21 protein-coding genes are annotated in these 18918 nt (G+C 62.2%); 9 read left to right on the forward strand and 12 right to left on the reverse strand.

What is annotated here, in order from left to right; all coding sequences use genetic code 11:
* Positions 1 to 46 precede the first annotated feature (46 nt).
* A complete protein-coding gene (locus CKW24_RS01525) occupies positions 47 to 511 on the forward strand; it encodes a TIGR02444 family protein (RefSeq protein WP_095164781.1) in 465 nt (154 codons plus the stop codon).
* On the opposite strand, the gene CKW24_RS01530 is transcribed toward CKW24_RS01525, so the two are convergent.
* Entirely contained in the window at positions 508 to 1566 is a 1059-nt protein-coding gene (locus CKW24_RS01530; protein WP_095164783.1) for an AlgP family protein, read from the reverse strand. The genes CKW24_RS01525 and CKW24_RS01530 overlap by 4 nt on opposite strands.
* A 192-nt stretch (positions 1567 to 1758) precedes the next feature.
* Here CKW24_RS01530 and CKW24_RS01535 point away from each other — a divergent pair, with 192 nt between their 5' ends.
* The gene (locus CKW24_RS01535) at positions 1759 to 2424 is read left to right on the forward strand and encodes an FKBP-type peptidyl-prolyl cis-trans isomerase (RefSeq protein WP_095164785.1); all 666 of its coding nucleotides are present in this window, start codon (positions 1759 to 1761) and stop codon (positions 2422 to 2424) included.
* Positions 2425 to 2491: 67 nt separating this feature from the next.
* Here the strand turns inward: CKW24_RS01535 and rsd are convergent, their stop codons facing one another.
* The 7 genes from rsd to CKW24_RS01570 all read right to left on the reverse strand — a co-directional run bounded on the left by rsd (position 2492) and on the right by CKW24_RS01570 (position 8888).
* Positions 2492 to 2950 carry a sigma D regulator gene (gene rsd, locus CKW24_RS01540; RefSeq protein ID WP_095164787.1) on the reverse strand — a complete coding sequence of 153 codons (459 nt, stop codon included), beginning with the start codon at positions 2948 to 2950 and terminating at the stop codon, positions 2492 to 2494.
* Between the two features lie 177 nt (positions 2951 to 3127).
* Positions 3128 to 3679 (reverse strand): disulfide bond formation protein B, encoded by a 552-nt coding sequence (locus CKW24_RS01545; protein ID WP_095164789.1) that lies wholly within the window; start codon positions 3677 to 3679, stop codon positions 3128 to 3130.
* A 232-nt stretch (positions 3680 to 3911) separates the two neighbouring features.
* Positions 3912 to 5150 (reverse strand): heme biosynthesis protein HemY, encoded by a 1239-nt coding sequence (locus CKW24_RS01550; RefSeq protein WP_095164791.1) that lies wholly within the window; start codon positions 5148 to 5150, stop codon positions 3912 to 3914.
* Entirely contained in the window at positions 5147 to 6286 is a 1140-nt protein-coding gene (locus tag CKW24_RS01555) for a uroporphyrinogen-III C-methyltransferase (protein WP_095164793.1), read from the reverse strand. Before CKW24_RS01555 ends, CKW24_RS01550 begins: the two co-directional genes overlap by 4 nt.
* 16 nt (positions 6287 to 6302) lie before the next feature.
* On the reverse strand, positions 6303 to 7067 hold the full coding sequence (locus tag CKW24_RS01560; RefSeq protein ID WP_095164795.1) for a uroporphyrinogen-III synthase: 765 nt from the start codon (positions 7065 to 7067) through the stop codon (positions 6303 to 6305).
* Positions 7064 to 8005, reverse strand: coding sequence for a hydroxymethylbilane synthase (gene hemC, locus CKW24_RS01565; RefSeq protein ID WP_095164797.1), 942 nt, complete (start codon positions 8003 to 8005; stop codon positions 7064 to 7066). Before hemC ends, CKW24_RS01560 begins: the two co-directional genes overlap by 4 nt.
* 136 nt (positions 8006 to 8141) lie before the next feature.
* A complete protein-coding gene (locus CKW24_RS01570; RefSeq protein WP_095164799.1) occupies positions 8142 to 8888 on the reverse strand; it encodes a LytTR family DNA-binding domain-containing protein in 747 nt (248 codons plus the stop codon).
* A gap of 470 nt (positions 8889 to 9358) precedes the next feature.
* Between CKW24_RS01570 and argH the strand changes: the two genes are divergently transcribed.
* The gene (argH, locus tag CKW24_RS01580) at positions 9359 to 10753 is read left to right on the forward strand and encodes an argininosuccinate lyase (protein WP_095164800.1); all 1395 of its coding nucleotides are present in this window, start codon (positions 9359 to 9361) and stop codon (positions 10751 to 10753) included.
* A gap of 52 nt (positions 10754 to 10805) precedes the next feature.
* On the opposite strand, the gene CKW24_RS01585 is transcribed toward argH, so the two are convergent.
* Entirely contained in the window at positions 10806 to 11465 is a 660-nt protein-coding gene (locus CKW24_RS01585; protein WP_095164801.1) for a glutathione S-transferase family protein, read from the reverse strand.
* A 125-nt stretch (positions 11466 to 11590) separates the two neighbouring features.
* On the opposite strand from CKW24_RS01585, the gene CKW24_RS01590 reads away from it, so the two are divergent.
* The 3 genes from CKW24_RS01590 (at position 11591) to CKW24_RS01600 (ending at position 15277) form a co-directional block, all read left to right on the forward strand.
* The gene (locus tag CKW24_RS01590) at positions 11591 to 11890 is read left to right on the forward strand and encodes a hypothetical protein (RefSeq protein ID WP_095164803.1); all 300 of its coding nucleotides are present in this window, start codon (positions 11591 to 11593) and stop codon (positions 11888 to 11890) included.
* A gap of 107 nt (positions 11891 to 11997) precedes the next feature.
* Positions 11998 to 12243: a TIGR02647 family protein gene (locus CKW24_RS01595; protein WP_095164804.1), complete on the forward strand. Its 246-nt coding sequence runs from the start codon at positions 11998 to 12000 to the stop codon at positions 12241 to 12243.
* A 184-nt stretch (positions 12244 to 12427) separates the two neighbouring features.
* Positions 12428 to 15277 (forward strand): class I adenylate cyclase, encoded by a 2850-nt coding sequence (locus CKW24_RS01600; protein ID WP_095164806.1) that lies wholly within the window; start codon positions 12428 to 12430, stop codon positions 15275 to 15277.
* A 7-nt stretch (positions 15278 to 15284) separates the two neighbouring features.
* Here the strand turns inward: CKW24_RS01600 and rnk are convergent, their stop codons facing one another.
* The 3 genes from rnk to cyaY form a co-directional block, all read right to left on the reverse strand.
* Complete coding sequence (gene rnk, locus CKW24_RS01605) at positions 15285 to 15695, reverse strand: nucleoside diphosphate kinase regulator (protein WP_095164808.1); 411 nt, start codon at positions 15693 to 15695, stop codon at positions 15285 to 15287.
* Between the two features lie 147 nt (positions 15696 to 15842).
* Entirely contained in the window at positions 15843 to 16067 is a 225-nt protein-coding gene (locus CKW24_RS01610; protein WP_095164809.1) for a DUF1289 domain-containing protein, read from the reverse strand.
* 4 nt (positions 16068 to 16071) lie between these two features.
* Entirely contained in the window at positions 16072 to 16404 is a 333-nt protein-coding gene (gene cyaY, locus CKW24_RS01615; RefSeq protein WP_095164811.1) for an iron donor protein CyaY, read from the reverse strand.
* A gap of 239 nt (positions 16405 to 16643) precedes the next feature.
* Here cyaY and CKW24_RS01620 point away from each other — a divergent pair, with 239 nt between their 5' ends.
* From CKW24_RS01620 to dapF, 3 genes are read left to right on the forward strand one after another with little or no spacing between them, the layout of a single operon-like run.
* Positions 16644 to 16826: a lipoprotein gene (locus tag CKW24_RS01620; RefSeq protein WP_095164813.1), complete on the forward strand. Its 183-nt coding sequence runs from the start codon at positions 16644 to 16646 to the stop codon at positions 16824 to 16826.
* Between the two features lie 9 nt (positions 16827 to 16835).
* Positions 16836 to 18083: a diaminopimelate decarboxylase gene (gene lysA, locus CKW24_RS01625; RefSeq protein ID WP_095164815.1), complete on the forward strand. Its 1248-nt coding sequence runs from the start codon at positions 16836 to 16838 to the stop codon at positions 18081 to 18083.
* 4 nt (positions 18084 to 18087) lie between these two features.
* The gene (dapF, locus tag CKW24_RS01630; protein WP_095164817.1) at positions 18088 to 18918 is read left to right on the forward strand and encodes a diaminopimelate epimerase; all 831 of its coding nucleotides are present in this window, start codon (positions 18088 to 18090) and stop codon (positions 18916 to 18918) included.

Consider the following 18918-nt stretch of genomic DNA (forward strand, 5'->3'; position numbering starts at 1 on the left):
GCGGCGGAGTCTACCAGCTTCGCTCGCAACTAGCGCGAGTAGCACTATGTCCTCTGACCTGTGGAGCTTTTCCCTCGACACCTATGCACGACCTTGCGTGGAGGACGCGTGCCTGCGATTGCAAGGCGCCGGGGCCAATGTCTGCCTGCTGCTCTGCGCGGCCTGGCTCGGTGCACGGGGTGTCGCCTGCAACCGCCAACGCCTTCTAGACCTTCAGCAAGTCGCCTTGCCCTGGTCCCGCGACGTGGTGGAGCCCCTCCGGCAATTGCGCACGTCATGGAAACTCGCCGCGGCAGCTGACCCACAGCTCGCGACTCTGCGCGCGCAGGTCAAGGCACTGGAGCTTGCAGCCGAGCGGCAACTGTTGGGGCGTCTGGAAAGTTCGGCACAGGACTGGCCGGCAGCTCAAGCGAACGACTTGGCCGCGTGGCTGGAAGGATTGGCGACGGACGCCGCCAACCTTGATCGCGACGCGCTGCAGCAGCTGCGCGTCGCGTTGACCTCGGCTTAGGAAGCGCTGGTCGGGGTGTTGGTGGTGCTGTTGGTGGCGGCTGGCGCGGTGCTGGTCACTGCGACCGGCGCTGACGCTGGCGCAGCGGCTGGCGTGGGGGTCGCCGGTTTGGCAGCCACGGCAGCGGTGGCAGGCTTGGCAGCAGCCGGTTTCGCGGCCACCGGCTTTTTCACCGCAGGCTTGGCGGCGGGCTTGGCCGCTACTGGCTTGGCTGCAGGTTTCGCAGCGCTGGCTGCCGCAGGTTTTGCTGCTGGCTTGGCAGGTGCCTTGGCAGCAGGCTTGGCGGCTGGTTTAGCAGCCGGCTTGACCGCTGGTTTAGCGGCAACCGGTTTGGCTGCTGGCTTGACGGCCGGTTTCGCGGCAGCGGTTTTCGCTACTGGCTTGGCGGCCGGTTTTGCGGCGGCGGTTTTCGCGGCAGGCTTGGCGGCGGCTGGTTTTGCCACTGGCTTGGCTGCTGGTTTGGCCGCAGCAGTTTTCGCCACTGGCTTGGCCGCTGGTTTGGCGGCAGCGGTTTTTGCCACTGGCTTGGCCGCTGGTTTGGCCGCTGCAGTTTTAGCCGGGGTCTTGGCTGCAGGCTTGGCCACAGTTTTAGCTGGAGCCTTGGTCGCTGCCGGTTTGGCCGCAGGTTTTTTTGCCGCCGGTGCTGGCTTGGCCGAACGCTGGGTCAAGACCTTGCCAACGGCCTCTTTCACCCGGCCTACACCCTGGGCCAGTTTCAGGCTTTCCTGGGCATCGCGTTTGAGATTGAGGATGTAGTTGCGCGTCTCGGATTGACGGTCCTTGAGCGCGTCGAGCAGGTCTTCAAGTTCCTTGACCGCACCCTTGGCCTTGGCCTGTGCCTTGGACTTGCCGGCCGCCGCAGCGTCCTGCAATTTGGTGCGCGATTTGTGCAGTTTTTCCTGAGCTTTTCCGCGTTGCTTTTCCAGCTTGGCGAGCAGTTTTTCAGCATCAGCCAAGGCTTGTGAACAAGCATTTTCCAAATGTTCGAGCAGGCTGCCCGAAAGCTGTTGGAGTAAGTGCAACGGAGTATTTACAGGCTTCTTATTGGCCGACATGGGTTACCTCCTGGCTGACGTGAGTGCGGCTCATACTAGACCTCTGCTGCTACCGCCGCTAGGGCATGTTGACAGTATCGATTGCCGTGGGTTGCACGGAACTGAAAATGTTCCGCCTGCACCTCAAAGCAGTTCACCGACCGAGGCATTCTCACTGGCATAATCCTGCGCATTCCACGCTGGAGAATGCTCATGTCGCGTCTGCTTTTTTTACCCCTGTGCCTGATTTTTTCAATGGCGCAGGCTGCTGAAAAAAAACCTGGGGATGAGGCTCATGATCTCGCCTACAGCCTCGGTGCGAGCCTGGGTGAACGCCTGCGCCAGGAGGCTCCCAACCTGCAGATCCAGGCGCTGATCGAAGGTTTGCAACAGGCCTATCAAGGCAAGCCGCTGGCGCTCGACGACCAGCAGATCGAGCGGATCCTGACCGAGCACGAAGCACGAATGAGCGAGCGGCCAGGCGTACCGCAAAGTGAAGTTGCCCTGCAAACGGAGCAGCGTTTTCTGGCTAGCGAAAAGTCCCGCCCGGGCGTGCGCGAACTGGCGGACGGCATTCTGCTGACCGAACAAGTTGCCGGCAGCGGCGCCAAGGCCGGCCCCCATGGCAAGGTCCAGGTTCGCTACATTGGCAGGCTACCCGACGGCACGGTGTTCGATCAGAACGAGCAGCCACAATGGTTCAGTCTCGACAGCGTGATTCGTGGTTGGCGCACCGCCCTGCAGCAAATGCCGGTGGGGGCAAAATGGCGCCTGGTGATTCCTTCGGCACAGGCCTATGGTGCCGACGGCGCCGCAGACCTGATCGCCCCGTTTACACCCTTGGTATTTGAAGTGGAGCTGCTCGGCGTCTCCGGCTGATCAATCCGCGAAAACGCAAAACGGCGCGCCATGCGCACCGTTTTGGAGGTTACCAACCGCTCGAGGTTCAGGCTTGTGCCGGAGCCTCTTCCTTGTGGGCGGTGTGCAGCACTTCGATCAGGCAGTCTTCCAGTTCGAAGCGCTCGTGGAGCAAACCACCCAGCTCCTTGAACTTCTCGGCAACACACTTGCCGGCATCGCACAGATCATTGAACGCCAGCAGCTTTTCAGTGATGACGTCGATGCGTGGGTAGAGGGTTTCAGCCAACTCCAGACCGCGCTTGTCGCCAAACGCCTTGGCCTCGCCGGTGAGCTGTTCGTAGATCTCGAAATGGCCGGCAGAGACGTAGTCGACCAGGACCCCGCAGAACTCCTGTAAAGGCTGTCGATTGTCGCCCAGCGCCTCGGGCTTGGCACCGAGAGCATCATAGGCCCGAACCAGCTCGTGACGCTCCTGCAACCAGCGATCGATCAGCAGGTGCACTCCACCCCAGCGTTCCTGAGCATTCTGACAACTTTCGAGCATGGTGATCTCTCTTCCCTTTTGGGTAATGCCACCCGCGCTGGCCGCAAGACTTGAGGATCAAGGTTCGGCCAGGCAAGGCACCATCGAGCAACATGAATCCAATGACACGTGCGGGCCAGATTATGCTCGCACGCCAACTGCTTCAAGGTACGCAGGAGATAAAGTTCATACAAGTGTTTAATCCGTTGTCCAGCCCGGGTGCGACGACTCGCCGCTGGACGGTCGCTGACAGGCATACCAGACCAGTCGCAGAGTTTGGTAAGTGGCGAGAATCAGCACCGCGACAAAAAACATCAGGCTCCACTCAGCGATGCTCAGGTCGAACAGCGACCAGGAAATATGCGCACAATCGACAGTGCCATTGAACATTCGCTTGAGCAGGCACAACAACGGAGTGTCGGGTGAATAGCCCAGGGTTTCTGGCGCACAGGCCACCAATTGCTTGACCGGGTCACTTTGCAACAGCACCTGGCGCCACGCGATGGCCGTGCCCGCACCGGCACAGGTCAGGCCCGCCAGCCAGTACACGACGCTGCCCAGGCGCTGGGGGCCATGCAAGGCAGCACTCATGCAGACCAGCGTGAACAGCAGCAGACAGACCCGCTGCAGCATGCACAGGCCACAAGGCTCGAGGCCGATGGCGTACTCCAGATAATACGAAGCGCCCAAGGCCATGGCACCAGCAAGGAACGCCATGAAGAACAAGGAGCGTGAGCAGGCCAAAGACATGGCTTATCCGTAGAAGAAGGGACAGGCCATTACGGTAGAGGAAAGCGCTGAGGCCTTTCAAGGCGGGGGGACGTGGAGACTTCGACAAGAACGTAGGGAAATGCCAATAGGCGCAGCAGGACTCCATGTAGCCCACTGTAAGACTGCGCCTACAGCGCGAAGATCGAGGTGTAATCCGGCCTTCGTGACACGGCAGGTCCGCCCCTTTTGGACGGCCCTGCCTGACCCCATCCTACGCGCGAACGGGAACCGGTAACGGTGAAGCCAACAGGCGCTCATCCAGCAGCCCCAGCCCTTCCTGGAAGAGTTGATTGCTGCGGTCGGTATCACCCAGTTGAGCCAACAGCCGCGCCAGCTCGGCACAGGCTTCCGGATTGCGCTGCAGACGCAGGCTGCTCTCCAGATAGTCTCGCGCCTTGCCCCACAGGCTGGTCTGCAGACACAGGCGGCCGAGAGTCAGCAACAGGCTCGGATCGTCGGGGTGCTGCTTCAGCCAACCCTCGGCAGTCTGCAACTGGCGCGCCGGATCACTACCGCGCAACAACCCATACAGGCGCGCCAGGTGGCTGTCGTATTGACGTTTGAGGGCTGCCCGCAGGACCTCTTCGGCTTCGACCTCGGCGCCCAGCTGACGCAACTGCTCGGCATAGGCCAGCACCAGTTGTGGTTCCTGGCGTTGGGCCGAAGTCAGTTGCTGCCAGGCGCGATTGAGCGATTGCAAGCCCACGGCCCCACCCTCTTCCTGGCGCGCCGCCAGGGTCAGGTTTTCACCCCAGGCCCGCCGCTCCAGCTCAGCCAGTTCACTGGCCGGCAAGACCTTGTCCTTGCGCAGCTCGGGCAACAGGCGGATCACCGAGGACCAATCGCCACGTTGCTGATGCAGGCGCTGCAATTGGCGCAACACTTGAACACTGTGGGGATGACGTTCGTGCATGGCCAGCAGCGTGGCCATGGCGCCGTCGGTATCGCCACGGTCGGTCTGCAATTGCGCGTGGCTCAGGGCAATCGCCAACTCGGCCTGGGGCTGGCGCTCCAGGGCGCGCTCCAGCAGGTTGTCGCTTTCTTCATAGCGCCCCAGCTCATTGGCTGCCCGGGCAGCACCCAGGTAGTAGAGCAGCGGCTGGCGCTCGGCTTCGGCGGCCCGCTGCAGGTGGCGTTGGGCGCTCGCCCAGCGGCCTTCGGCGAGATCCAGCTGACCGTGTTCGATCGCCACCTGAACCCGCCGACTGCGGTTGCGGTTCGACCAGGGGTTGACTACACCGCTGGAGACCGCCACCAACTCGACCAGGGCCTTGATCCCCCACAGCACCAGCCAGATCAGCGCGACCAGCAGCAAGGTCGCCCACAGGCTCGACTCATAACGGAAGGTCTTGTAGGCGATCAGTACGTACCCAGAGTGCTGGGCAATCGCCAGCCCCAAAGCGCCAGCGGCGGCGATCACCAGGAACACAATCACATAGAGACGTTTCATGGGCTGGTCTCCGGCGTGACGCCCGCAGCGGCCTTGGCTGCAGGTTTGACCGACTCCTCGGCATTCACGTTACGCCGCTCCAGATAACCCTGGACCGCGCTCAAGGTGGTCGCCAGATCAGGGGTCAGCACCGTGACCGGCTGCTGGCTCAGCTCATTGAGCTGTTCAAGCATCACCTGGCTTTGCGGGTTGTCCTGATTGAAGCTGCCTTTGAGCACATCCCGTGCCTCGGTCAGCGCCTGGCTGTAGACCGGCGCCTGACCGTTGAGCGCGGCCCATTGCGCCTGCTCGATCGCCAGGCTCAAGGCCAGGCGGACCTGGGTCAGGCTCTGGCCGGCAAGCAACGGACGGATGTTTTTGTCGGCATTAAAATCGATGCGGATGTAGCGCGAGACTTGATCCCACCACTGCGCCCAGCGACTGGCCCCATCGCCATCGGCGGTCAGGCCGAGCAGCGAGTCGCCGCGGTCGTGGTACTCGGGCGCCAGTTCGGTGAGCTCGGCGACCTGGTCACGCAAGGCGCCCAGCTTCAGGAACAACCCGGTGCGGTCCGGCTGCTCGGTGCTGCGCAACGCTGCCAGGCTCTTGGCGAGCTGCTCGCGGGCCGCAAAGGCACCGGGATCATTCTGCTCACGAAGGATTTCGTCAGCACCCTGGACCAATGCCCGGGCGCTGCTGATGTCTTGCAGGGCGGATAAACGCAGGCTGGCCAGGCGCAACAAATGTTCGGCCTCAGCCAAACGCCAGTCCTTGCGACTGGCCCCCAGCACGGTTTCCAATCGCTGGTTCAAGCGCTGCTGGTCGCCTTGCAATTGGGTGACCAGGCGCTGCCGGGCGTCCAGTTCGTCGGCGCCCGGCAATTGCTCCAGGCGTGTCGTCAGGCGTTGCTCATTGAGCTTGAGGCCTTGCGCCTGGTCGCTCAGTGCCTGCAATTGCGCCACTTGTTGCTGGGTGTTGGCCTGCAGACTGCGCATCTGCCAGACGCCCCAGCCGCCAACGGCCACGCCCGCGGCGCCCACCAACAACGCCAGAATCGCCAGCCCGTTACCCCGGCGTGGCTCTGGGCTGTTCACAGTTTCAACCGGCGCCTCGAGCGCGAGCTGGACGTCATCTTTAGGCAAGGTTGTTTCGCTCACGTATCCATCCTTTGCATTAGAGAACGGGTCGGGTTGCTCCCAACGCCGTTAGCAAGGCCGTGGCACTGGCACCACGACAATCCACAACTGTTCGGGCGCCTGCCGCCCGTGCCATCTCGGCGACACGCGGGCTCGGCACAAACAAGGGCAACTGCGCCAACGCCGGCCAGGCATCACCGGCCATTTGGTGCAGGTGCGCAAAACCCTGTCCACTGCTGACCACCAGGCCGTTCAAGCGTTCCGCTTGAATCCGCGCAGGCAAGGCCGCCTCGGCGTACTGCGGCAAGTCGCGACGGTACACCTCCAGGTAATCGACACTAGCACCTTGCTCGCGCAAACGCTCAGCCAGCAGCTCGCGCCCACCCTCGCCGCGCAGGATCAACACGCGCGCGGCGGGCTGCGCGATCGCCTCACGCAACTGCCTGACCTGCAGCAATGCTTCGCTGTCATCGCCCTCCAGCGGAAAGCTGACGTCCAGGCCGTGTGCCTGCAGGACCTGGGCCGTCGCCGCGCCGACGCTGAACCACGATAAGCGTGGTAACGGCGACCAGCGTTGCTCGAGCAGGGCCAGGCCCATTTTGGCCGCCGGCTTGCTGACCACTATCACCGCGCAGTAACGGTCGAAACCGTCGATCACCGCACGCATTGTGTCAGTCAATGCCAGGGGTGCCATTTCCAAAAGCGGCAAGCTGCTGCTGAAAATCCCCTGTTCGGCCAGCAGGCTCGCCAGTGCCGCCGAATCCTCTGCCGGACGCGTCAGCAGCAGGCGCCAGCCGGTCACTCGTGACCTGCCTCACCGTAGACCGCTTTCAGAATGTCATCGGCACCCTGGCGCAGAAGGTCTTCGGCCACTTGCACACCCAAGGCCTCGGCAGCGGCGCGCGGCGCACGGGCCTCGGCACTGAGCAACAGGCCACCGTTCGGATCGCCGACCAGGCCACGCAACCACAGCTGTTCGCCTTCAAGCACGGCGTAACAGGCGATCGGTACCTGACAGCCACCATTGAGGTGCTTGTTCAGGGCGCGCTCGGCAGTGACCCGGGTAGCAGTGTCCTGGTGATGCAGAGGCGCCAGCAGCGCGTGAATCTCGCTGTCGGCGCTGCGGCATTCAATGCCCACGGCGCCCTGGCCACCGGCCGGCAGGCTGTCGTCGACGCTGATCGAGTCGCTGATGCGGTCTTCGAAGCCCAGGCGAATCAGCCCCGCGGCGGCGAGGATGATCGCGTCGTACTCGCCGGCATCCAGCTTGGCCAGGCGCGTGTTGACGTTGCCCCGCAGGAAGCGGATCTGCAGGTCCGGACGACGGGTCAGCAGTTGCGCCTGGCGACGCAGGCTCGAAGTGCCGACCACACTGCCCTTGGGCAACGCGTCGAGGCTGGCGTAGGTGTTGGAGACAAAGGCATCGCGCGGGTCTTCGCGCTCACAGATGCAGAACAGGCCCAGGCCTTCGGGGAAGTCCATGGGCACGTCTTTCATCGAGTGCACGGCAATGTCGGCTTCGTTTTCGAGCAGCGCGGTTTCCAGTTCCTTGACGAACAAGCCCTTGCCACCGATCTTCGACAGGGGCGAATCAAGCAGCTTGTCGCCGCGACTGACCATGGGCACGAGCGTCACGATCAGGCCGGGATGAGCCTGCTCCAGACGAGCTTTGACGTATTCGGCCTGCCACAAGGCCAGGGCACTTTTGCGGGTAGCGATGCGGATTTCGCGAGGGGACATGGATCAATCCGTACTGAATAGATACGGCGGATAATAACAGCTCAGCCAAATTCGCTTTGACTTGTATCAGAAACAGCGCGGCCTCCCTGGCCTCGCTTGCCCGCGAAAAGGCCGCGTAATCGTTGCCCGACACGCTCTACAGCTGTTGCATCATCTTGCGTACACCGGCGACATGGCGCCGGCTGACAATCAGCGCATCGCCGTTGAGGCCTTTGAGAAACAGCTGGAAATGCCCCAGTGGTGTACGTTGCAGACGCTCGATACGCTCGCGGGCCACCAGCGCATTGCGGTGGATGCGCACGAAACGGTCGCCAAATTCGTCTTCGAGGGCCTTGAGGGGTTCATCCAGCAGCACTTCGCCGCCTTCGTGGCGCAAGGTCACGTATTTGTGGTCGGCAATGAAATAGACCACTTGCCCCAGCGGAATCAGCTCGATGCCTTTGCGGGTACGGGCGCTGATATGGCTGCGTGGCCCGCTGCCGCTTTCGGCCGCCGGGCGGGTCAGAGCCGCGAGCTGTACCCGGTTGGGCCGCTCGGCCTTTTTCAGGGCTTCGAGCAGTTGCTCCGAACGCACCGGCTTGACCAGGTAGCCCACTGCGCTGGCTTGCAGGGCCTCAATGGCAAATTCATCCTGGGCTGCGCAGAACACCACCGCTGGTGGCGTTTCACGCTCGCACAAGCGGGCAGCGACTTGCAGCCCGTCCAGGCCGGGCATACGGATATCGAGCAGCACGATGTCAGGTTTCAGGCTGTCGATCAGGGTCAACGCCTCATCGCCATTGGTGGCGCTGGGCTCCAGGACACTGTATCCCTCGAGTTCGCCGACCATACGGCTCAGGCGCTCGCGGGCTAGGGGTTCGTCATCAACGATCAGGACATTCATATTGCGCTGGATTCCTGCGTGAGTCTCGCACAAGGATAGCGTAGACAGGTGAAGTGACATCCGTCACCGCGATCCACGCTAAGACTAGCGCGAGCGCCAAAAAGTGCCGCACGTCGGACAGCAATATTTATCGGTGCCGGTGCAGACGCGTTCAAAATCAGTCCTGGCCAGGCATCACCGCAGGGAATGTTGGTAGCCAATATGAACACCCCGCTCGTTGGTTTTCGGCCTGGCGTCTGAGCCCTGCGCGTATCGTTCGCGCGGCTCCTAACGTGCAACTGTAGACGCTCGCCGTGCCAAAAGTGGGCAATTGACAAATATCGTTGCGCATTCGTGGCGGCGACCTCTTGAGTATGGCCCTCCATCAGGAAAAAACGTATCGACCAGCGTCAACGACACGATTGGCAACCCTGTTATTATCCGCCGCAGGTTTTTACGCCATTCTCCTTCAGCCGATCACGAGCGAATTCATGAGCACTGACAAGACCAATCAGTCCTGGGGCGGCCGCTTCAGTGAACCCGTCGACGCCTTCGTCGCCCGCTTCACCGCCTCCGTCACTTTCGACCAGCGCCTGTATCGCCACGACATCATGGGCTCCGTCGCCCACGCCACCATGCTGGCCAAGGTCGGCGTGCTGACCGACGCCGAGCGCGACAGCATCATCGACGGCCTGCGCACCATCCAGGGTGAAATCGAGGCCGGTACCTTCGACTGGCGCATCGACCTCGAAGACGTGCACATGAACATCGAAGCGCGCCTGACCGACCGCATCGGCGTCACCGGCAAGAAGCTGCACACCGGCCGCAGCCGTAACGATCAGGTAGCGACCGATATCCGCCTGTGGCTACGCGACGAGATCGACCTGATCCTGGCTGAAATCACTCGCCTGCAAAAAGGCCTGCTGGAGCAGGCCGAGCGCGAAGCCGAGACCATCATGCCGGGCTTCACGCACCTGCAGACCGCGCAGCCAGTGACCTTCGGACATCACCTGCTGGCCTGGTTCGAAATGCTCAGCCGTGACTACGAGCGCCTGGTCGACTGCCGCAAGCGCACCAACCGCATGCCGTTGGGCAGCGCCGCGCTGGCTGGCACTACCTACCCGATCGACCGCGAGCTGACCGCACAACTGCTGGGCTTCGACGCCGTGGGCGGCAACTCGCTGGACAACGTCTCGGATCGCGACTTCGCCATCGAATTCTGCGCCGCCGCGAGCATCGCCATGATGCACCTGTCGCGCTTCTCCGAAGAACTGGTGCTGTGGACCAGTGCGCAGTTCCAGTTCATCGATCTGCCTGATCGCTTCTGCACCGGCAGCTCGATCATGCCGCAAAAGAAAAACCCCGACGTTCCGGAACTGGTGCGCGGTAAGAGCGGCCGGGTGTTCGGCGCACTGATGGGCTTGCTGACCCTGATGAAAGGCCAGCCCCTGGCCTACAACAAGGACAACCAGGAAGACAAGGAACCGCTGTTCGACGCTGCCGACACCCTGCGCGACTCGCTGCGGGCCTTCGCCGACATGATCCCGGCGATCAAGCCAAAACACGCCATCATGCGTGAAGCGGCCCTGCGTGGTTTCTCCACCGCAACCGACCTCGCCGACTACCTGGTACGCCGCGGCCTGCCGTTCCGTGACTGCCACGAAATCGTCGGTCACGCCGTGAAGTACGGCGTGGAAAGTGGCAAGGACCTGGCGGAAATGAGCTTGGAGGAGCTGCGCAAGTTCAGCGACCAGATTGAGCAGGACGTATTCGCCGTGTTGACACTGGAAGGTTCGGTCAATGCCCGTAACCACATTGGCGGCACTGCACCGGCTCAGGTGAAGGCGGCGGTGATTCGCGGCCAGGCGCTGTTGGCCAGTCGCTAAATCGCTGGAAGCTTCGCTGGCGACGCCCGCTTGCGGCTCGCCAGCGAAAGCTTCACTTCTTTGAAGCGATCATCGCCAAAAATGCAGGCATCCCCGCCTCTTTGTCGGCATTGATGCGCTGCGCAATCGGCGTTTCCTGCAAGCGCTCCAGCAATGCCCTGGCCGCCGGCAGCTCTGCCAACAGGTCCAGCTCGAACAGTTTTTTCCCCACCGCACAGGCCAGGCTGACGCTGTACAGGAAGTACAGATCGGCGATGCTCAGGCTGTCACCCGCCACGTAAGGGGAAAACTTGCCGTGCCGCCCCAGGGACGCAATACCCAGCAGCAGCTCGCCCTTGGCTTTTTCCTTGATCGCGTCAGGTACCGGCATGCCAAAAAACGCCTCGGCGAAACACGCGCGGGCCGGCAGTTCGATGTACAACTCGATTTCCTTGGCCAGTGCCAGCACCTGGGCCCGCTCGAACGGCGCCTTGGGTAACAGCACAGTGCCTCCCTGGGTGTCTTCGAGGTACTGCAGGATCACGCTGGTTTCGTTGATAAATCCCTGTTCGACCCCCAGCACCGGCACTTTGCCGCGCGGGCTGATCGCCAACGCCTCCGGGCTTTGACCGGCATAAAAGGCGACCTCCTCGAATGCCAGGCCCTTCTCCAGCAAGGCGTGTTTGACCATGTTGTAGTAATTGCTGACGGAAAAACCATAAAGCTTGAGCATCACAAAGCCTCCAGGCCGTGCAGGGGGTTGGCAGCGACTGTTATAGATCCTCAGGGGCACTCTCGCCAGCAGCATCACGGCGCTGAATGCAGGTAAACTGCCGGCCTTACCTTGAGGAGCCTGCCATGAGCGAGCTGACCCCCGGCACCAATACGAACGACGATATCGACGACGAAGAGTTCGCCGAGAACACCCTGGTCGAAGCCATCGAAAACCAGATCGCAAGCGACAACCCGCCCGCGGCCAAAGCCACCTTCAACAAACTGACCCTGGTGGGTTACGAGCGCGAGGAAATTCTCAGCCTGATGGCCCACGTGCTGGCGGTGGAAATCGACGCGATCCTCGAAGAAGACCGCGCGTTCGACACCCAGTGGTACGAAGCTGCCCTGCGTGCCCTACCCGAGCTGCCGCCGGAAAAGAAATAAGAATCACCCGGGCGGGCGAAAAGCCCGCAGCCAACACTGGACAGCTCGCCCGAGTGCGTTCACCTTAGGGGCGCTACAGTCATATTCCTAGAAAGTCTGGAGTCCTTATGTCGCTTACCCCTGAGCTGGTTGCCGAACTGGAAATCCTTGCACTCTTCAACCTGGACAGTTCCCAGGAAGGTTTGAAAATTCATCAGACCGCTGCCCCGAAAGCTATTGCTGCCGCACAACGCCTGTTCGAAAAAGAATTGATCGATCAACCCGATGGCGGGTATCTGACCAGCCTGGGGCGTGACGCCGCGCAGAATGTGCAGACTGTACTGACCATCCTGTCCGTCGAAGAAACCGCATAACGACACCGGTATCGCCCACGGGAACCCCTGCATCGGGATTTCCGCGGGCAGACTGTCGCCAACCGATAGATGTTTGGCGCCAGAAATCAACAATCAGCTTAAAAGTCCTGTGCGCGAGGCTGTAGACTGCCCCAGCACCTGAAACTTTCCCACGTTCGTTGACTGCGAGCCGGTTTGAGCTGACATGACCCGCACCCATGAAATCCGCCCCGACCTGGACGAGGGAATCGATCGCAAGGTTCTCAGCCAGTTGCGCGCACGCTTCCTCACGCTCAATAACGGCCGCATGGCCCGGGCCATGGAAGGGTTAACACCGCGCCAGCAAATGGTCCTCAAGCTGCTGCCACTGTTTTTCCATGTCAATCATCCCCTGTTGCCGGGCTACGTCTCGAGCAGCACCCCCGCCGGCGTGGCGAATTTCGAACCTGATGCCGGCACCCTCGCGGAAGCGCAGCGCCTGACCCGATCCTTTTCCTACAAGGCCCGTCGCGGCAACCCGCCACAGCCGATTCACGGCCTGTTCCTGATGGGCAGCCTCGGCACCCTGGCCCAGGCCGATCAGAGCGATATGGACCTGTGGATCTGCCACGCCCCGGACCTTCGCGCGGACGAACTCGCTGAACTGGGAAAAAAGGCTCAGTTGCTCGAAGCCTGGGCCACCAGCCAGGGCGCCGAGGCCCATTGTTTCCTGATCGAGCCACAGCGGTTTGTCCGCGGCGAGCGCGATAGCCAGCTCAGCTCAGAAGACTGCGGCACCAGCCAGCACTATCTGCTGCTGGACGAGTTCTATCGCACTGCGATCTGGCTCGCCGGGCGCACGCCAATCTGGTGGCTGGTGCCGGTGTATGAAGAACCCGGCTACGAGCTGTACACCCACACCCTGTTGTCCAAGCGTTTTGTGCGCGCCGAGGAGACCCTCGACCTCGGTCACCTGGCGCACATTCCGCCCGGGGAATTCATCGGCGCCGGGCTCTGGCAACTGTTCAAAGGCATCGAATCGCCCTACAAGTCGGTGCTCAAACTGCTGCTGATCGAGGTCTACGCCAGCGAGCATCCGCAGGTCGAATGCCTGAGCCTGCGCTTCAAGCAAGCGGTGTTCGCCAACCGCCTGGAGCTGGACGAACTCGACCCCTACATCATGGTGTACCGCCGTATCGAGCAATACCTCAACGCCCGGGGCGAAACGGAACGCCTGGAGCTGGTGCGACGCGCCTTGTACCTCAAGGTCAACCGCAAGCTCACCGGCACCAGCGCTCAACGCAACAGCCGCTGGCAGAGCCAGCTCCTGCAACGGCTGGCCGAGGAGTGGCGCTGGGACCATCGACAACTGGCATTGCTCGACAGCCGCAGCCAGTGGAAGGTCCGCCAGGTCAGTGCCGAGCGTCGGGCCCTGGTCAACGAGCTCAACTACAGCTATCGCTTCCTCAGCCAGTTTGCCCGCACTGAACGCAGCGTCAGCCTGATCAACAAACGCGACCTCAATGTACTCGGCCGCCGGCTCTATGCGGCCTTCGAACGCAAGGCCGACAAGGTCGAGTTCATCAACCCGGGCATTGCCCCGGACCTGGCCGAAGACACCCTGACGCTGGTGCAGTCGGCCAACAAAAAAGCCCCCGGGCAGACCCATTGGGGCCTGTACAACGGCAGCCTGGGTAACCTGGAGTGGGAACACTTCGCGCCGCTCAAACGCAGCAGCCACCTCCTCGAGTTGCTGACCTGGTGCCACCGAAACGGCGTGATCGACAGCAGTACGCGCCTGGCGCTGCACCCAGGCAACAGCGACCTGAGTGAGTTCGAGCTGTTCAACCTGCTGGGCAGCCTGCAGCAGACCATCGCCCTGCCCCTGGCCAGCGTCGACGAGGAGCAACTGCTGCGTGCCATCGAGCCAGCCGAGGTGCTGATTCTGGTGAACGTGGGCATCGACCCGCTCAAGCATCACCGCGACCTGAACATCCTGATGACCACCGAGCGCACCGACTCGCTGAGTTATGCCGGGGTCCGTGAAAACCTGGTACTGACCCTCGACCAGGTCACGCTCAACAGCTGGAATGAAGTGCTGGTCAATCGTCATGACGGGCCCCACGCCCTGCTCGACTGCCTGCGCGATTACCTCAACCACTTGCCCCAAGGCCCCCGGCAGCCGCGCCTGCGGGTCCAGTGCTTCTGCCACAACCGCGCACAGTTCATTGCCCGGCGGGTCGAGGAGATCTTCGACACCGCGCAGCACCTGTTGCTGAGCGACCTCAACCAGCGCTACCTGATCCAGGTCCAGCAGCACTACCACGTGCTGGAGCTGGTACCCGGCCAGGTCCGGCATATGGCCCTGGGCACCCTGCCCGCCCTGCTCGATTACCTGGGCCAGGAACAGACCGCCTACAGCCCGCTGCACCTGGACCCAATGGCCCTGGAAGAACACGACCTGGCGCTGATCCTGCCCATGGGCCAGCCCGGCTGCATTCAAGTGTTCTACCGCGTCGGCGACAGCGGGGCCGAGCTGTATGTGCTGGATGAGTTCAACGCCCTGTGGTACCAGCGCCAGCCCTATCACGATGACAACAGCCTGCTGGTGCCCCTGCAGCGGTTCGTGCAGTCGATCCTGTTTCGCCGCGACGCCATGCTGCCCATGGACGCCACGCAGCCACTGCCGCAGCTGGACATCCACTACTACCAGTTACTGCCCGCGGGCACGGGGCGGGCCCGCCGGGTAGAGCCGCAGCCAGCACCGCAGATCCCCGCCGACAGGCCGTTCTATGACGTGCAGGCGATTGTCGGCAAAGCTGCGCCGGGGAAGGTGCAGGTCACCCTGTATTGCAATCAACGGGAGTACAGCGAACTGGAGTACGGCGATCAGTTGTTTGCCGTGGTGGCGCGGGAGATAGTCGGGCGTCGCCGGGAGATGCAGCCCTATCGCTGCTATATCACCGACCTGGATCTGTCAGGACTGTTGGCTGACAGCCCCGGCTCGAGCAATCTGTACCTGCGCTACAAGGCAGACCTGGAGCGCGCTTTGAACAAGGCGCTCGAACAGGTTTGAAGCCTTCTCAGAGGGAGAAATCGCCGCCATTGGCTGGCTGGTTCTCGACTTCGAGCAGGGTCAGCTTCAGGGTCTTGCCACCCGGTGCTGGCCAGTCGATGTGCTGGCCAACCTTCAGGCCCAGCAGTGCACTGCCGACCGGCGCAAGAATGGAAATCTTGCCTTCATCGGCATTCGCGTCCTTGGGGTAGACCAGGGTCAGGTGATAGTCCTTGCCGCCGCTTTCTTCACGGCAATGAACACGCGAGTTCATGGTTACGACATCGGCAGGCACCTCATCGTGACCGACCAGAGTATCGGCGCGATCCAGTTCGGTTTGCAGCGCGATCACGCCCGGCAGCGTGTCATCCAGGCTGTCGATCAGGCGCTCCAGACGTTGTACGTCCAGACGGGTAAGAGTGATGGAAGGTACGGTCATGATTCAGGCAGACTCCTTTCTTCTGCACGAAAAAAGCAAAACCCCGCCATAAAACAGGCGGGGTTTTCACGCGCCTCGATGGGTTGAGGCGTAACCGGACACTATCACAGCTCAAAAAATATACAAGCCGGTCGCGGCAGGTGGCGCCTACCGAGCGACGTGGGCGCGGCGATTGTGCGCCTGGGCGCAAATCACCCGGCGTCGTTCATCGTCCGCCGAACGCCATTCACGAATATCTTCGACATGGCGGAAACAGCCCTTGCAGACTTTTTCCTCATCCAGCCGGCAGACATTGGTGCAGGGCGATGGCACGGCCGGGCTGACATTACTGTACAGCGGCTTGGGCGCACGAACGGGGGCAGGTTCAGTCACGCTGTCAGAGACCTTCGAAGTCGAGCTCGGCATCGGCTTGCTGCTTGACGATGCGCTCGAGCATTTCGCCCAGCTGCTCTTCGCTCTTGTCACACATCCAGCGCTCGCTTTCTTCGTCGTAGTCGAAGTGGAACCCGCCGGACACCGCTGCCAGCCACAACTGGCGCAGTGGCTCCTGGCGGCTGAAGATCAACTGGCTGCCGCTTTCGAACTTGACGGTCAGGACCCCAGCCGAACTTTCCAGATCAACATCCAGGCCGCTGTCGTCGAAAATATCTTCCAGTGTCTGCTGGGTGGCATCGACCAGGTCGTGGAAACGGGCTTCAGTCAAACTCATTGCGGCAACCTCAAAAAGTGTCTACTTACGCTCAAGCGCCGCAAGATACGGACGCGCCCCGGCGATTGCAAAGGATACCGACCAAGCACCGGGCAAGGTGGACCAATAACCGCCTGCCATTGTCTGCTCGATCGCAAGCCACGGGCAAAGGCCCGCCGGACGGGTGGCCCGTCGCATAGGCAAGCTGCCGGGTGGCCGGTATACTCCGGCGCAATTAACGCATTCTCAAGGATTTCGCCATGAAGCGCCTGATCTCTTCCCTTGCTGCGCTCGCTTCGCTCGTCGCTTTTACCTGCCTGTTATCGGCCTGCGGTCAAAAAGGCCCGCTGTACCTGCCCGATGACAGCAAGCCTGCAGATGAACAGGCCAAATCGTCGCAGTCCAAAGCGCACGAACACAGCAACAGCAACAGCACCTACTAAGGGAACATCATGGACGCTTTTAACTACCGTGACGGTGAGCTGTTCGCGGAAGGTGTTGCCTTGTCCGCCATCGCCGAGCGCTTTGGCACCCCCACCTATGTCTACTCCCGTGCGCACATCGAAGCCCAGTACCTGGCGTATGCCGATGCCCTGGCTGGCACCCCGCACCTGGTCTGCTTCGCGGTCAAGGCCAACTCCAACCTGGGCGTACTGAATGTCCTGGCGCGTCTGGGCGCCGGTTTTGACATCGTCTCCCGTGGCGAGCTGGAACGGGTCCTGGCTGCAGGCGGTGCGGCCGACAAGATCGTATTCTCCGGCGTGGGCAAGACCCGCGACGACATGCGCCGCGCCCTGGAAGTCGGCGTGCACTGCTTCAACGTCGAGTCCACCGACGAGCTGGAGCGCCTGCAAGTGGTGGCCGCCGAGCTGGGTGTGCGTGCACCGATCTCGCTGCGCGTGAACCCGGACGTCGATGCCGGCACCCACCCGTACATCTCCACCGGCCTCAAAGAAAACAAGTTCGGCATCGCCATCGCCGACGCCGAAGACGTCTATGTGCGCGCCGCCCAACTGCCGAACCTGGAAGTGGTCGGCGTCGATTGCCACATCGGTTCGCAACTGACCACCCTGCCCCCCTTCATTGATGCCCTCGACCGCCTGCTGGCGCTGATCGACCGCCTCAGCGATTGCGGGATCTACCTGCGCCACATCGACTTGGGTGGCGGCCTGGGTGTGCGTTATCGCGATGAGGAGCCACCGCTGGCTGCCGACTACATCAAGGCCGTGCGCGAACGTATCGACGGTCGCGACCTGGCGCTGGTGTTCGAGCCGGGCCGCTTCATCGTCGCCAACGCCGGCGTGCTGCTGACCCAGGTCGAGTACCTCAAGCACACCGAACACAAGGATTTCGCCATCGTCGACGCGGCCATGAACGACCTGATCCGCCCGGCGCTGTACCAGGCCTGGATGGACGTCACGGCCGTGCGCCCACGCGACACTGCGGCACGCGCCTACGACATCGTCGGCCCGATCTGCGAAACCGGTGACTTCCTGGCCAAGGATCGTCAACTGGCGCTGGAAGAAGGCGACTTGCTGGCCGTGCATTCGGCCGGTGCCTACGGGTTTGTCATGAGCTCCAACTACAACACCCGCGGCCGTTGCGCCGAAGTGCTGGTGGACGGTGATCAGGCATTCGAAGTGCGTCGCCGCGAGACGGTAGCCGAGTTGTTTGCTGGCGAAAGCCTGCTGCCGGAGTAAACCCATGCTGCTGCGTTTTACCAAGATGCACGGCCTGGGCAACGACTTCATGGTCCTCGACCTGGTCAGCCAGCACGCGCACATTCTGCCCAAGCACGCCAAGCAATGGGGCGACCGCCACACCGGTGTCGGCTTCGACCAGTTGTTGATTGTCGAAGCACCGAGCAACCCGGAGGTGGATTTCCGTTACCGGATCTTCAACTCCGACGGTTCCGAAGTGGAGCAATGCGGCAATGGCGCGCGCTGCTTCGCCCGCTTTGTGCTGGACAAGCGCCTGACGGCCAAGCGCCAGATCCGCGTCGAGACCAAGAGCGGCATAATCGAACTCGATATTCGCAATGACGGTCAGATCAGCGTCAACATGGGGGCACCACGCCTGGTGCCAGCGGACATTCCGTTCCAGGCCGACGCGCAAGCCAACAGCTACCCGGTCGAGGTCGACGGCCAGACCGTCGAGTTGGCCGCGGTGTCCATGGGCAACCCGCACGCTGTGCTGCGCGTGAACGACATCAACAACGCGCCGGTGCATGCACTGGGGCCGAAGATCGAACATCACCCGCGCTTTCCGGCACGGGTCAACGTCGGTTTCCTCCAGGTCATCGACCGCAATCGTGCGCAGTTGCGCGTTTGGGAGCGGGGCGCCGGGGAAACCCAGGCCTGCGGTACCGGCGCCTGTGCCGCTGCAGTGGCCGCGATCAGCCAGGGGTGGATGGATTCGCCGCTATTGATCGACCTGCCCGGCGGGCGCTTGTCCATTGAATGGGCAGGTCCTGGCCAACCGGTGATGATGACCGGTCCGGCAGTACGCGTATACGAAGGACAAGTGCGTCTTTGA

Source organism: Pseudomonas sp. Irchel 3H3 (assembly GCF_900187635.1).
GTDB lineage: Bacteria > Pseudomonadota > Gammaproteobacteria > Pseudomonadales > Pseudomonadaceae > Aquipseudomonas.